Below are 14,611 nucleotides of genomic sequence, written 5' to 3'. Positions count from 1 at the left end.
AACTCCCCGTCTAAGTACGGGGAGTTTTTTCATGTGTTTTTTTCAGTTGAATCAAAAACAGCATCAGAAAGGAAATCACGATGATACAGATGACCCAAGCCCACGCAAGTGTGTTGTTGCCGGAATCCAAAGCCACATAAATGGCCGTCGGCAGTGTTTGGGTAACACCCGGGATATTCCCGGCAAACATCAAGGTGGCGCCGAATTCACCGAGCGCCCGCGCCAGGCTGAGGATGCTTCCGGTCAGCAATGAAGGATATGCCAGCGGAATGGAGATATGGATAAACACCTTCCATCTGCTTGCGCCGTCTACCATTGCCGCTCCCTCTATATCAGGGTCAATATCGGAAAATCCAGTTTTGGCCGATTGATACATAAGCGGAAAAGCAACGATAGCAGAAGCAATCACAGCGGCCCACCAGGTGAAAATGACGGGCTGATGAAAGATCCATTCGATCGCTTGTCCGATGAAGCTGTGCTTTCCAAAAATGACAATCAAAATAAAACCGACAACGGTGGGCGGAAGAACGAGAGGAAGCATAAAAATCGTTTCGAGTGCAGTTTTTCCGAAAAATGAAGCCCGCGCCATCCACGCTCCCGCCAATGTTCCGAGAATGATCACCGCGATTCCGGCGACCGCCGCCACTTGAAAGGAAAGCGCAACCGGCGTAAAAAATTCTGAAGTGCTGATGTTATGCAGCAGTAAAACCATACTTCTCAAACACTTTCATCGCTTCATCTGTTTGCAGGTAATCGTAAAATTCCTTCGCTTCCTTATGGTGTTTCGTATCTTTTACAATTCCTAACGGATAAACAATCGGGCTGTGTGTGTCAGCTTTTGCCTCGTCGACGATTTTGACTTTCTTAGAGATCAGCGCGTCCGTTTTATAAACGACGCCTGCGTCTACATTGCCTGTTTCTACATATGAAAGAACCTGGCGAACGTCTTTTCCGTAAACGATCTTATCTTTTATTTTGTTCCATAAAGACAGCTTTGTCAGTGATTCTTTTCCATAAGCTCCTGCCGGAACGGATTCCGGGGTTCCAAGAGCGATTTTTTCTGAATCAGTCAGATTGTCGAAGCTTTTGACAGGTGAATCTCCGTCTTTTGGCACGACCAGCACAATTTCATTTCCGACTACATCAGTGCTGTCTTTTTTAGCGATATCCCCATCATCTACAAGCTTTTGGAATTTGTCCTCAGCGGCTGAGAAGAACAGATCAGCCCCGGCTCCTTGAGAAATTTGCTTTTGTAAGGCGCCTGATGAGCCAAAGTTATCTTGGATTGTAATATTGTGATGGGTTTTCTCATAATTCTTTTGAATTTCCTCGAGTGCATCCTGGGCACTGGCAGCTGCTGAGACAGTTAAGGTCACTTCTTTCTCATTGTCACTTGATGACTGGTTGGCAGAGCAGCCTGCTGCAAGCAGAAAAACAGTTAATGCTGTGGTCAGAATGGAATACTTCTTAAACATGATTGCACCCCTTATAATTAGTTATATCTAATTATAACGGATTATGTTTGGGTTATGTGGGTTTTTATACATTCTCCGAAAAGGTATAATGAAATAGGAGAGTGATGATAATGAATGAAACCTCTTCCTATACGATAGAAGAAGTTGCTGGTCTGCTGAAGGTATCAAAGCTGACCGTTTATGATTTGATTAAAAAAGGCATGATCCCTGCTTACCGTGTCGGAAGGCAGATGCGTGTCGATGAAGCAGATTTAAAGCAATATAAGGCAAACATGAGGATGTCTCAGCCTGTGTCTACACACGAAGAGCCAAGAAAGGCACAGGAGCCGATGCCGGAGGGCAGGCAGAATGTCGTTATCAGCGGACAGGATATATCGATGGATCTGCTCAGCAAGCATTTAGAAAATGCCATTCAAGAGACGCCGCTCCGCCAATACAAAGGCAGTTTAAACAGCCTGATTGACATGTACCAAGGCAAATGCGACATTGTCAGCCTGCATCTGTACGATGCGGAAACCGCTCAATATAACACGCCTTATGTCAAACGCATTCTGTCAGGCGAACCGTTTTGTCAGATGAATGTTGTTCTTCGCAAAGCCGGCCTATACGTTCAAAAAGGAAATCCAAAAAACATACAAGGCTGGAATGACCTGAAACGAACCGACATTCGCATCATCAACAGAGAAAAAGGATCGGGCGCAAGAGTGCTGCTTGACGAACAGCTTGGTCTGCTTGGTGTGACGCCTTCAGATGTTAAGGGGTACAGTGACACTGTGACTGATCATTATGCTGTTGCCTCCCAAGTCTCAAGCGGACAGGCAGACGCGGGAATCGGGGCGCAGCACGCGGCACATATGGGAAGCGTTGATTTTATCCCGCTCATCGAGGAGCAATACGACGTTGTCATTTTGAAAAAACACCAGCAACTGCTTAAAGCTGTAAAGAGCATCTTGAAATCGGAAGAATATAAGGCCAACCTGTCTCATCTCAATGGCTATCAAACGAAGCTGACAGGCAAAGTGATATACGAAACATGAAAAAAAATCCCTCTTAGAGGGATTTTTTTATTGACCATAAAAACGCAGAAGGTCTCCGTTTAACATTTTATCAGAGAGAGACAGCTCTTCATTTGCTTTTTCCTTATAGGGAGTGCACGCATCTTGGTTTTCTAACACTTCTCCTGTTTTTTGGCTGTAGCATGTGTTTTTCGTATACACATAGTCGTTCGTGATAAAGCTGCCGTTTCTCAGCACGGCAAATGGCGTTCGGTCGTTTGACAGCAAATCATTGCCGAACTGAATATCACCTTTTGTATTGATTCCGAGCAGGTGCATCAGGGTCGGCCTAACGTCAACCTGCCCTCCGGCATCGGAGATTGTTTCCGGATTTTGATCAGTGATTCCAGGAATATGAATGATAAACGGCACCCGCTGAAGCTGGACGGTGTCATACGGCGTAATGTCACTTTTTCCTAAAAACTCTGCCAGAGCTTTATTATGGGCTTCTGAGATGCCGTAATGATCTCCCATAAAGACAATCATCGAGTTTTCGTATAAGCCTTCATCCTTGAGCTTTTTGATAAAATGCTTCAGTGCTTCATCCTCATAGCGAACTGTCGTCACATAGCGGTTTAACAGGTCGCTGCTTGAATCATATTCATCAATCAGCTGATCCTTTTCGTCAATTTCAAACGGAAAATGGTTCGTCAATGTGATGAAATTGCTGTAGAACGGCTGCGGCAGGCTTTTCAGTTTACCAGCTGACTGTTCCAGAAATTCCTTATCCTTTAATCCCCAGCCTGTTGAGGTTTCAGGAGTCACATGGAATTCATCGACATCAAAAAAGCGGTCAATCCCAAACGTTTCATACATCACATCTCTGTTCCAAAATGTCTTATGATTGGCGTGAAAGACGGCTGAATAATAATCATGCTGCTTGAGTGATTTGTACATCGTATGAAATTGATGGTCGCTTTTCGTAAAAAAGACGGCGCCGCTTAGGGAAGGGTATAGAGAGTTAGCGACGATAAATTCCGAATCAGACGTTTTGCCTTGCTCTGTTTGCTGATAAAAATGATCAAAGGTATAGCTCTTCTTCATCAGGTCATTCATGAACGGGGTAATTTCTTTTCCGTTTACCTTTTCATTCAGAACAAAGCTTTGAGTCGACTCAAGCGTCACAAAAATCACATTCCGTCCCTTTGCCAGTCCGAACTTGCTTTGATTGGGCTTGCTGTAGTCAGCCTCAGTGTAGTTTTTGATTGTAGAGAGGCTGTCTTCATCGGCAAATGCCTTCGCACTCATATTGACAGTCTGAGAAATGGTATCGTAGATGTGAAACTGAAACAGACCAATACTTTTGACGAGCACTTCCCGGTCGAAGGAATGGGCCAAGAGCTTCGGCTGTTCAATTTCGGCAAGCCCCAGCGTACATATAAGTATCCCGCAGGAAGCGGCATAGTACCGTTTGACCGTACGGGGGTTCGCTTTTGACTCCGGTCTCTTTTCTTTTCTGGAGAGCAGAAGAAGAAAAGTCAAATCCGCAAACAGAGCGATGAACAAAGGATTGAACAGCTCTTTTACACTGCTGCCCATATCGCTCATGTTGCTGGCCTGAAACAAAACAGGGATGGTAATAAAATCGATATAAAAGCCGTAAAAAATCGTGTTGGAGATCAAAATGGCAGTCAGAACCAAATTGGCAATCAGCAAAAAGATGCGCTGCTTGCTGCCCTGTAAAAGCAGGCCAATTCCAAATAGAGGGAGTATGAAGCTAAGCGGATTGATCAGCAGAATCAGCTCCTGTAATAGAGAGTCGGTCTGCAAATCAAAGCCCAGTTTATAGATCACATAAGTTTTGATCCACATGAATAAGATGGATAAACTTAAAAAACGCTGATTGTGAAAAAAGGTTCCTTTCATCAATTTATAACTCCTCACGTTTTCTTGAACATCTGCCATGAGATGCTTCTTATGTAAAACCTACTAAAAACAGTCTTCTTAGACAAGCTTCAGCACTCGGTTTAAAACATGCGCCCATGGAACAGCATATAAAAATAATAGCATGATGCTATTGTCAGACCGGCCAACACAAGCTGTTCGGAAAAACTGCCTGTCTTCATATACAGCGGCAGCCGTATGCGAATGGTTGAAGGGAATAACAATTTGATGCCATTCACTGTCCAGGCATCCAGAACCAAGTGGCTTGCCATTCCAATCATCAGCCCTGCTGATATGTTTTTATCTGGAATATATGTAGCTGTGATAAAAAACATGATGAGAAGAAACAGCAGGCTGTGTGTAAAGGTGCGATGGCCAAATACGGAACTTACTATTTTCGATAAGATAGGAAATCTTCTTCCGATTTTACTTTGTGTGTGGCAGATGTCGGGAATTAATGCGCCAACCGCGCCGGACGCCGCCATGAGTACTGGGTCAAATCCATAATAATAAGCTGCTGCGGTACAAGAAGCGATGCCTCCCATGATGTGTGTTTTTCCTGTCATTTCCCCGCTTCTCCTTTATGTTTTGCAAAAATCTCTGAATTACAAATATATCAAGAGAATGTATGTTTGAGCAACAGAACTTTGGCCGATAAAAAAATGAGCCGCATAATTTTCTGAGAAAAAGGCATCTTAAAGATGTACCTATTTTTTAAAAGAGGTGATACGAATGGCTTTCTTTAATAAAGATAAAGGGAAACGATCTGAAAAAGAAAAAAACGTAATCCAAGGAGCTCTTGAGGATGCCGGTTCAGCTCTTAAAGATGATCCGCTTCAAGAAGCTGTGCAAAAAAAGAAAAATAATCGCTAACCGTATGCGGATAGGGCTTGGCTCTATCCGCATTTTCCATCTGTTCCCTTTGACAGATCATTCTTTCTTTGATAACCTTCTGGAGTAACTGAATAAATAAATCCTCACTCTTTCTCAGTGAGGTAGAGGTTGCGCGGATGATGAGTCACACATGCCAGGCTGACAGGAGCTGTTAAACATGTGTAAAAGGCATCAGCGCCGAAGTGTGGAGAAAGCCGATCCTTCTCTATGCTGGGACTGTATCTGAATAAGTGCAGGACTGCCGCGTGCTTTTTCGCGGAGGGCTATCCGGAGATCAAGGGTGTGTGTTTCTTTAAGCATGGACTTTTGTTCAGGCTTTTTTTGTATTTACATGATCTCGGGTTCTGGTCCGTACAAAGAATCATTGGAGGTACTGGAATGGAACAGACAAAAAAATGGGGTTTTTGGTTATTAACGGCGTTTGTCGTTGGAAATATGGTTGGATCGGGAATTTTCTCCCTGCCGAGTTCGCTTGCTTCGATTGCAAGTCCGCTTGGCGCCACGTCCGCCTGGCTTTTGACAGGTGCGGGCGTGCTGATGATTGCGCTTGTCTTCGGGCACTTGTCGATTCGCAAGCCTGAGTTGACAGCGGGGCCGCAAAGTTATGCGAGAGCGCTGTTTTCTGATCCGAAGAAAGGGAACGCTGCCGGATTCACAATGGTGTGGGGCTACTGGGTGGCGAGCTGGATCAGTAACGTGGCGATTATCACAAGTCTCGCCGGTTACTTGACTTCGTTTTTCCCGATCTTAGTTGATAAACGTGTACTGTTTGCTGTCGGCAGCCAAGAGGTGACACTCGGCCAATTGCTGACGTTTGCTGTATGTACGATTTTGCTCTGGGGAACGCACACGATTCTTGTTGCAAGCATTAACGGTGCAAGTAAATTAAACTTTATCACAACGTTTTCGAAAGTATTAGGTTTTGTTTTCTTTATCATTGCCGGATTGTTTGTGTTTCAAACGACATTATTCGATCATTTTTATTTTCCGGTTCAAGGTGAAAATGGCACAACCATTGGCATCGGCGGACAGGTTCACAACGCCGCCATTTCTACTTTATGGGCGTTTGTCGGAATTGAATCAGCAGTGATCTTGTCTGGACGCGCGCGTACTCAGCGTGATGTCAAACGTGCAACAATCACAGGGTTGTTGATCGCGTTAAGCATCTACATTATAGTGACATTGATCACGATGGGTGTTCTGCCGCACGATAAACTTGTCGGATCTGAAAAACCGTTCGTTGATGTGCTGTATGCGATTGTCGGAAACGCAGGAAGCGTGATCATGGCACTACTAGCGATTCTTTGCTTATTCGGAACGATGCTCGGCTGGATTTTGCTTGGCTCTGAGGTTCCATACCAAGCTGCTAAAGCAGGCGATTTTCCGGCGGTCTTTGCGAAAACGAATAAAAAGGGAAGCCCGGTTATTTCTCTGATCATTACAAATGTGATGTCACAGGTCTTCATATTCTCTGTTATTTCCCGGACAATAAGTGACGCATTTACGTTTTTAACGACAGCAGCGACACTTGCGTATTTAATTCCGTATTTAGTGTCTGCGATCTACAGTCTAAAGCTGGTTATAAAAGGCGAAACGTATGATCAGCTGAAAGGCTCCCGCGTAAAAGACGGATTGATCGCGTTGTTAGCGTGTGTATACTCATTGTTTGTTATCGTAACAGGAACTGCCGATTTAACGACATTTATTCTCGGTATCGGTTTGTTCTTTGTCGGTCTGGTGATTTATCCGTTTGTGATTAAGAAATTCTCGAAAGAAAAACAAGCATAAAAAAAGACACCTGACAATGCAGTCAGGTGTCTTTTTTATATTACTCCCGTTACGAATGCCATACACAAAATAGCTGACAGGAACGCGCTTCGTATGAATGGAGTAAGAAAATATGCGATGTGATTCAATATGAGGTGCTCCGGCTTGTCGGTTTCTTTGCAAAATAGAAAAGAGCCGCAGATCAGTGCGGCTCTTTGTTTATTTTGTTAAGCTTTCGGTGATAAATTTCAGCTGTCCTTCTAGTGAAATTGGGTCTGTGAAATAGAAGCCGATTGGGTCAATTTTATAGACATGATCATTTTTGACAGCATCGAGGTTTTTCCAAATGGAACTGTCAAATACGCCGCCGTCATCTCCGCCTGATTGCCATGGACCCGCGAAAATGTAATCTCCGGCGAAGTCAGGGAGCTTTTCTAAAGAAATGCTGGTATATCCTGGGCCTTGGTCAATGGCTTTTTCCTTTGTCAGCTTTGTGGCCTGTAAACCAAGATCTTTGTAGACGATGCTTCCGCCTCTTCCGAAATCTTTACCGAATACATAAATGTCTTTGCCGTTTGTTTGCATAATGGAAACTGTTTTGTCACCGATGACTTTTTGAATTTTTGTTTTGGCAGCCGCTACTTTTTTGTCCCACTCGGCAAGCCACTCCTCCGCTTTATCTTCCGTTCCTGTCATTTTTGCAAATTCTTTCAGCTGTTCAATGTTGTCGAGCTTATCGTATTTCACCGCAACAGTTGGTGCGATTTTTTCGAGCTTTTTAATATCGGCGCCTTGTGTTGTCCAAACGATGATCAGGTCAGGCTTTAAATCAATCACTTTTTCAACAGAAGTGCCGTCTCCGATATTTGTGACTCCGTCGGTTTTACCTTTGTAGTAAGGGTTTTTAAATACATTTTCAGGTGCACCGACGACGTTGATGCCCAGTGTTTTGAAGTCTCCGTAGTAGCCGTCAGCCATGACAACCACCCGTTTAGGATGTTTAGGAATTTTCACATTTCCGTTTTCAGCCTTGTATGTAACGGTTTCTCCGTCTTTTGAATCAGAGGAAGAGCCTTTGCTTTCTGAATTATTTCCGCAGGCTGCCAGCGCTGCAATCAATAAAAGAGCAAAAAAAGCGGCGCCAAGCTTTTTGTATGTATGGGTCATATCTCATACCTTCTTTCAAAAAAATAGATGATAAAGAGAATCATTATCATCTGTGATTATACCATCACAAGTGCCAGTTGACACGATATTTTTGCATTTATATTCTCATTTTTATCAAAACGCTCTATTAAATCAGCGGAAAAAAGTGATATACTGAAACAGCAATTGATAATCATTATCATTATCGAAAGGAAGTACGGCTGTTGAGTCACATGAAAAATAAACAGATGATATTAGATGAAGAAATTCAATGGACATCCCGGTCGTTAGGTGCGGTCATTGTGCTTGTTGCGGGGGTATGCTTCCTATGCTTCGGCGCGATGCTGTCCATTTCTCTCGGTGCTGCGGATATCCATTTACGGACTGTGTGGGACGCTATCTTTCATTTTCAGCCAAATGAAACCTCACACCAAATTATACACGATCTTCGGCTGCCAAGAACGGCTGCTGCCGCACTTGTCGGCGCATTGTTAGCCGTGTCTGGGGCGATTATGCAGGGCATGACCAGAAACCCGTTGGCGGAGCCTTCTATCATGGGGATAACATCTGGCTCTGCTTTTGCCATTTCAATTGCGTTTGCTTTTTTTCCAGGGCTTTCAGCCATCGGGCTTGTGCTGTGGTCCTTTGCGGGTGCGGGACTGGGGGCATCGACAGTATTGGGCATCGGCATGTTTTCCAGAGGCGGTCTCACGCCTGTAAAGCTTGCTCTTGCCGGAACGGCCGTCAGTTATTTCTTTACGGGCATTTCAACCGCAATTGCGCTCCGTTTTGATGTAGCACAGGATGTCAGCTTTTGGTACGCAGGCGGGGTAGCGGGTGTGAAATGGTCAGGCGTACAGCTGCTGGTTATCGCAGGAGCTGTTGGTATAACGCTTGCGTTTATCATTGCCCGGTCTGTGACGGTGTTAAGCCTTGGTGACGATCTGGCGAAGGGGCTTGGGCAGTATACATCAGCGGTAAAACTGGTTGGGATGCTTGTCGTTGTGGTGTTGACCGGTGCTGCTGTTTCCATTGCCGGCACTATTGCATTTATTGGACTGATCATTCCTCATATCACAAGGTTTTTGGTAGGGGTTGATTATCGGTGGATCATTCCTTGCTCGGCGGTGCTTGGGGCTGTTTTGCTTGTTTTTGCTGACATTGCGGCCAGACTCGTGAACGCGCCGTTTGAAACGCCTGTCGGCGCTCTGACCTCTCTCATCGGTGTTCCCTTTTTCTTTTATTTGGCACGTCGTGAAAGGAGAGGGCTGTAATGAAAACGAAGACGAAAAAACCACTTGTTGTAATAGCGGTGACTTTACTGCTGATCGTGCTTGTCTTTTTTATCAGTCTGAATCTGGGTGTCATAAAAATTGCTCCATTGCAAACGCTCAAGGTCTTTTTCGGCCAAGGGACGGCGCGGGATGAGCTTGTCTTATTTGAGTTCAGGCTGCCGCGAATAATTTTGTCGTTGCTTGTTGGGGCGGGTATCGCTGTTGCCGGAGCCATTTTGCAAAGCGTGTCTCAAAATGATTTGGCTGAACCGGGTATTCTCGGGATTAACGCGGGGGGTTCGCTTGCTGTTGTGCTCTTTATTTACTTTTTTCAAGGGTCGGCATCAGATCTGGGCTTCTTAGGGACGTTTATGCTGCCGTTCAGTGCTCTGGCAGGCGCGTTCCTCGCTGCGTTTCTCATTTATCTCCTGGCTTGGAAAAAAGGTGTGACTCCGATTCGGCTGATCCTGGTCGGCATCGGTGTGAATGCGGGATTTAATGCCCTTTTGCTTATTTTTCAGCTCAAAATGGACCCGCATGACTTTATGCAGGCTGCAGTTTGGATATCAGGCTCGATATGGGGGGGCAATTGGAACATGATCTGGGCGGTACTCCCCTGGATTGTGATTTTGCTTCCTTTTACTTTATATAAAGCACGCTATCTGAACATTTTACAGCTGGGAGACCAATTGGCGACCGGACTTGGCACTGCTGTTGAAAAGGAAAGACGGATTCTCCTTCTGGCAGCGGTCGCTCTTGCCGCATCCTGTGTGGCAGCTGCAGGAGGCATCGCGTTCCTCGGATTAATCGCACCGCATGTGGCAAGAAGGCTTACCGGTCCCCGCCATCAGACGCTTATACCCGTTTCCGCCTTTATCGGCGCGTTTCTGTTTCTGCTGGCTGATACGCTGGCGAGAAATGTATTGGCACCATCAGAAATTCCGGTCGGACTTGTCATCTCCGTTTTAGGTGCGCCTTACTTTGTTTATTTATTGATGAAATCGAATTGAGGAGGGGACCGAACTTGAATTCATTATCAACGGAACAGCTTGGGATCGGTTATGGCGACAGGCTGATTGTAAAAGATTTAAATATATCCATTCCTAAAGGAAAAATAACAACCTTAATTGGGCCAAATGGCTGCGGGAAGTCAACGATATTAAAAACGATGTCCAGAATTATGCGCTCACATCAAGGTGCTGTTTACTTAAACGGCAATGCGATTCATAAAATGTCTACGAAGGACATTGCGAAGGATATGGCCATTCTGCCGCAGACGCCTGAGGCTCCGAGCGGATTAACGGTGTACGAATTGGTGTCGTACGGCAGATTTCCCCATCAATCAGGCTTCGGCAGATTAAATGATGAAGATCGCCGCATCATCAAATGGGCACTCGAAGAAACCGGCATGGCGGAATACCATGAGCGTCCGATTGAGGCATTGTCAGGCGGACAGCGTCAGCGCGTGTGGATTGCGATGGCGCTTGCACAAGGGACAGAGCTGCTTTTGCTTGACGAGCCTACAACATATCTCGATCTCGCACATCAGCTCGAAATCCTGCAGCTGCTTGACAGACTGAACAAGGAACAGGGGCGGACGATTTTAATGGTCATTCATGATCTGAATCATGCGGCCCGTTTTTCCCATTATATGATTGCGCTCAAAAAAGGCAAGGTCATCAAGGAAGGGACCGCACTGGAGGTCATGACGCCGGATATTTTGAAGCGGGTATTCCAGATTGATGCTGAAATCGTCACTGATCCTCGTACAAATAAACCCGTATGCTTAACCTATGACCTGATTAAAACTGAAAAACAGCTTGTTTCTGTGTAAGAAAAATCCCGGTATAACGCCGGGATTTTTTATTTTCAACCCCCAAAAATGTAATTTCACTTACAAATTCCGTATTTTGAAGAAAAAGATTGAAAGTCTATTTGAATTAATAGATAATATTGGTTAGAATGTTTCGAAAATATTACGAAGATTACAGAAAGAGGAGATCATTGTGTCCAAGAAGAAAAAATGGCTTATTGCCGGTTCGATATGTGCCGGTGTGCTCGTACTGGCGGGGATCGGCGCCGGCGGTTTTTACTTTTTTACTCACATGAATCAAGTTGCCGTTTCATCGGAGCCTTATGCTGAATCAGTCGCGGTGTATATGGGCGGTGAATCTGAATCAGCCCAATCGTTTTCAGGAAAAGTTGAACCAGAGAAACAGCAAAAAGTATACATAGATTCAGAGAAAGGAAGCATTAAAAAAACGTACGTCAAAGAAGGCGATAAGGTCAAAAAAGGCGATAAGCTTTTTGAGTACGAGGGTGAGGATCATTCTGACGAAATTGAGCAAAGCAATTTACAAATTGAAATGACAAACCTTCAAATCAGCCGCTTGCAAAAATCAATAGCAGAAACAGAGAAGAAGCTGAAAACAGCCGGAAAAGACGAGAAAGCACAGCTTCAAGACGAGCTTGACCAGGCTAATTTTGATTTAAAGACAAGCCAGCTTGAACTGAAGCAGCACCAAAAAGAACTGGCTGCACAATCGAAAAACAAAGGTTCAAATGTGATCACAAGCAAGCATGACGGTATTGTTCAAAGCGTCAATCAGGATATTGCGGACGGCGCTACTGGTGATCAAGCAGCAGGACCGTATATCCAAATCGTTTCAACGGGCAAATACCTTGTAAAAAGCCAAATCAACGAGCTGTTAATGGACACGATTAAAAAAGGCAGCAAGGTCAGAGTTACGCTGAAAACAGGCAGTGAAGGCGAGTGGAAAGGCAAAATTACTTCAATCGGCAAGCTTCCTGCTGGAACAGGTGAGGGGGAAGCATCAGAAAGTTATGCTGAAGAGGAAATGAATCCCCAATCTTCTAACTATCCTTTCACTGTTTTATTGGACAGCCATAAGGGCCTTGAAGTCGGCTATCATGTCAACATTGAAGTTATTAGTGACGAAGCTGATGCGAATACCATTAAGCTGCCTTCCGACATGATTATCCAGGACGATGGCGAACCGTATGTTTGGAAGACGGATGAGGATCAGAAGGCGGTTAAACAGCCTGTTGAAATCGGGGAAACAGACGAAAGTGACATGGTCGAAATCAAAAGCGGCCTGACACCGGAAGATTATGTGATCTATCCTGATCCCGCGGTCAAGGAAGGAAAGCAGGTTACAGTCAATGCTGACACTGAATAATGTTTCTAAATCGTACAAGCTGGGCAAAGAAGAGGTGCCGATCTTAAAGCAGATTAATCTCACCGTCAAGGCTGGTGAATTTCTGGCCATTATGGGGCCGTCCGGTTCAGGAAAGTCTACGTTAATGAATATTATAGGCTGTTTGGACAGGCCGACCTCCGGAACCTATATGCTAGACCAAATGGATGTATTAAAAGGGAAAGACGGTGCTTTGGCTGACATTCGCAACGAATCAATCGGATTTGTGTTTCAAACCTTTCATTTGCTGCCGCGCCTTACCGCATTGCAAAATGTCGAGCTGCCGATGATTTACAATAAGGTAAAGAAAAAAGAAAGAAGGCAAAGAGCCTACGAAGCTCTTGAAAAGGTTGGTTTGAAAGATAGGATCTCCTACAAACCGCCAAAGCTGTCCGGCGGACAAAAGCAGCGGGTGGCGATTGCAAGAGCCCTTGTCAATCAGCCGCGGTTTATTCTGGCAGATGAACCGACCGGGGCGCTTGATACAAAATCAAGTGAACAAATTTTGTCGCTGTTTTCACAATTGCATCAGGAAGGCACAACGATTATCATGATCACCCATGACCCGGACGTCGCCAGAAAAGCCGACAGAACCGTTTTTATCAGAGACGGAGAATTAGTGTTAGACGAGAGAGGGATTAGCCATGCTTGAACATATTCGGATCTCCTTTCAATCTATTTTTTCACATAAGCTGAGGTCGATTCTTACGATGCTTGGTGTCATTATCGGTATAGCGGCGATCATTGCGATCGTTTCTATGCTGAAAGGCCAAAGCGAGCAATTAAAGCAAAGTATGATTGGCATGGGAAATAACGCGATTAATGTAGTGTACCAGCCAACAGGCGGGGAGGAGGAAGGCGGTTACCAGGAGGTTTCTTATACGTCCGCCCCCCCTGTATCTGAAGAAACGATTGAGACGATAAAATCAGACCCTGTTGTAAAAGGATTATCTTTATATTACCTGTCTGAAGGCGCCTCCGTTTTTCACTTAACGAACGTTTCATATCCCCAAGTGTACGGAGTTGATGCTGATTATTTTGATATGTTCCCGATCAGCATCACTGAGGGGAGAAAACTGACGGAAAAAGAATTAAACAGCACACACCAAGTGGTTATGATCAATGAGGCTGCAAGAGATGAGCTGTTTCCTGATGGGGACGCTCTCCACAAAAACATCGAGCTGAACGGTGTGCCGTTCCGGGTTGCCGGTGTTTTTCAAGAAAAGAAACAGGAAGAAAGCATGTTTGGTGGCGACTATGCGAATCCGGTTTTATATGCGCCGAAAAAAGTGTGGCCGCTAATTGAAGGATTCGACGCACCGACACAGATTGCGGTGCAGGCAGACTCTTCTGAGCATATCCAAGAAGCCGGTGTAATGGCCGCGGATCTTCTAAATCAAGGACTGTCAGATGCTGATTTGGAAAAAGCGGAGTACAGCGTGATGGATCTTCAGGAGGTCGCTCAGGAAGTGGAATCCTTTAACCAGTCATTTGCTCTGCTGCTTGGCGGAATTGCCAGCATCTCACTTTTGGTCGGAGGCATCGGTGTCATGAACATTATGCTCGTTTCAGTGACGGAGCGCACGCGGGAAATCGGAATTAAGAAGGCGCTCGGTGCCAAGCGGCGCGTGATTTTATTTCAATTTTTAACAGAGGCCGTCGTACTGACAAGTATTGGCGGAATTCTCGGTGTGCTTGCGGGCTTTGGCATCGCTAAACTTATCACGGTTATCTTTCCGATGCCTTTCATCATCTCCGTTCCGGCAGTTATCGGAGCACTCATTTTCTCAATGGCAGTCGGCATTATTTTCGGCTTGCTGCCGTCCATTAAGGCATCGAAGCTTCAGCCTGTCGACGCGCTTCGATATGAATAAAAAGAACGCATCCAATCGGATGGC

Annotated in this window: 14 protein-coding genes and 1 riboswitch; of the genes, 9 read left to right on the top strand and 5 right to left on the bottom strand. The window is 45.1% G+C overall.

The genetic code is table 11. The features are described 5' to 3' along the window. Positions 1 to 10: 10 nt before the first annotated feature. Both modB and modA read right to left on the bottom strand, forming a co-directional pair. Positions 11 to 721, bottom strand: coding sequence for a molybdate ABC transporter permease subunit (modB, locus tag NST56_RS17850; RefSeq protein WP_168748734.1), 711 nt, complete (start codon positions 719 to 721; stop codon positions 11 to 13). After that, on the bottom strand, positions 693 to 1,475 hold the full coding sequence (modA, locus tag NST56_RS17845) for a molybdate ABC transporter substrate-binding protein (RefSeq protein WP_339178164.1): 783 nt from the start codon (positions 1,473 to 1,475) through the stop codon (positions 693 to 695). Before modA ends, modB begins: the two co-directional genes overlap by 29 nt. A gap of 110 nt (positions 1,476 to 1,585) precedes the next feature. On the opposite strand from modA, the gene NST56_RS17840 reads away from it, so the two are divergent. Next, positions 1,586 to 2,512 carry a substrate-binding domain-containing protein gene (locus NST56_RS17840; protein ID WP_229149186.1) on the top strand — a complete coding sequence of 309 codons (927 nt, stop codon included), beginning with the start codon at positions 1,586 to 1,588 and terminating at the stop codon, positions 2,510 to 2,512. A 27-nt stretch (positions 2,513 to 2,539) separates the two neighbouring features. Here the strand turns inward: NST56_RS17840 and NST56_RS17835 are convergent, their stop codons facing one another. Further along, on the bottom strand, positions 2,540 to 4,396 hold the full coding sequence (locus NST56_RS17835; RefSeq protein WP_339178161.1) for an LTA synthase family protein: 1,857 nt from the start codon (positions 4,394 to 4,396) through the stop codon (positions 2,540 to 2,542). Between the two features lie 101 nt (positions 4,397 to 4,497). Then, on the bottom strand, positions 4,498 to 4,980 hold the full coding sequence (locus NST56_RS17830) for a metal-dependent hydrolase (protein ID WP_024122827.1): 483 nt from the start codon (positions 4,978 to 4,980) through the stop codon (positions 4,498 to 4,500). Between the two features lie 166 nt (positions 4,981 to 5,146). Here NST56_RS17830 and sspJ point away from each other — a divergent pair, with 166 nt between their 5' ends. Beyond that, entirely contained in the window at positions 5,147 to 5,287 is a 141-nt protein-coding gene (sspJ, locus tag NST56_RS17825) for a small acid-soluble spore protein SspJ (RefSeq protein WP_010331863.1), read from the top strand. A gap of 115 nt (positions 5,288 to 5,402) precedes the next feature. Then, a riboswitch (Lysine riboswitch) is annotated at positions 5,403 to 5,582 on the top strand. A gap of 104 nt (positions 5,583 to 5,686) precedes the next feature. Beyond that, positions 5,687 to 7,096 carry an amino acid permease gene (locus tag NST56_RS17820; protein WP_168748730.1) on the top strand — a complete coding sequence of 470 codons (1,410 nt, stop codon included), beginning with the start codon at positions 5,687 to 5,689 and terminating at the stop codon, positions 7,094 to 7,096. Between the two features lie 198 nt (positions 7,097 to 7,294). Here the strand turns inward: NST56_RS17820 and NST56_RS17815 are convergent, their stop codons facing one another. Beyond that, positions 7,295 to 8,242, bottom strand: a complete 948-nt coding sequence (locus NST56_RS17815; RefSeq protein WP_268448343.1) for an iron-hydroxamate ABC transporter substrate-binding protein — start codon at positions 8,240 to 8,242, stop codon at positions 7,295 to 7,297. 212 nt (positions 8,243 to 8,454) lie between these two features. Here NST56_RS17815 and NST56_RS17810 point away from each other — a divergent pair, with 212 nt between their 5' ends. From NST56_RS17810 to NST56_RS17785, 6 genes are all read left to right on the top strand, one after another. Next, entirely contained in the window at positions 8,455 to 9,495 is a 1,041-nt protein-coding gene (locus NST56_RS17810; protein ID WP_229149213.1) for an iron ABC transporter permease, read from the top strand. Continuing rightward, the gene (locus NST56_RS17805) at positions 9,495 to 10,505 is read left to right on the top strand and encodes an iron ABC transporter permease (protein WP_339178155.1); all 1,011 of its coding nucleotides are present in this window, start codon (positions 9,495 to 9,497) and stop codon (positions 10,503 to 10,505) included. The genes NST56_RS17810 and NST56_RS17805 overlap by 1 nt, the downstream gene beginning before the upstream one ends. Before the next feature lie 14 nt (positions 10,506 to 10,519). After that, positions 10,520 to 11,329, top strand: coding sequence for an ABC transporter ATP-binding protein (locus tag NST56_RS17800; RefSeq protein WP_229149182.1), 810 nt, complete (start codon positions 10,520 to 10,522; stop codon positions 11,327 to 11,329). 172 nt (positions 11,330 to 11,501) lie between these two features. Beyond that, the gene (locus tag NST56_RS17795) at positions 11,502 to 12,695 is read left to right on the top strand and encodes an efflux RND transporter periplasmic adaptor subunit (RefSeq protein WP_010331857.1); all 1,194 of its coding nucleotides are present in this window, start codon (positions 11,502 to 11,504) and stop codon (positions 12,693 to 12,695) included. Further along, on the top strand, positions 12,679 to 13,365 hold the full coding sequence (locus NST56_RS17790; RefSeq protein ID WP_010331856.1) for an ABC transporter ATP-binding protein: 687 nt from the start codon (positions 12,679 to 12,681) through the stop codon (positions 13,363 to 13,365). Before NST56_RS17795 ends, NST56_RS17790 begins: the two co-directional genes overlap by 17 nt. Next, a complete protein-coding gene (locus NST56_RS17785; RefSeq protein WP_268448347.1) occupies positions 13,358 to 14,587 on the top strand; it encodes an ABC transporter permease in 1,230 nt (409 codons plus the stop codon). The genes NST56_RS17790 and NST56_RS17785 overlap by 8 nt, the downstream gene beginning before the upstream one ends. Positions 14,588 to 14,611: the final 24 nt, after the last annotated feature.

Source organism: Bacillus sp. FSL R5-0560 (genome assembly GCF_037966305.1).
Lineage (GTDB): Bacteria > Bacillota > Bacilli > Bacillales > Bacillaceae > Bacillus > Bacillus mojavensis.
This window is presented reverse-complemented; position numbering and strand designations above follow the sequence as displayed.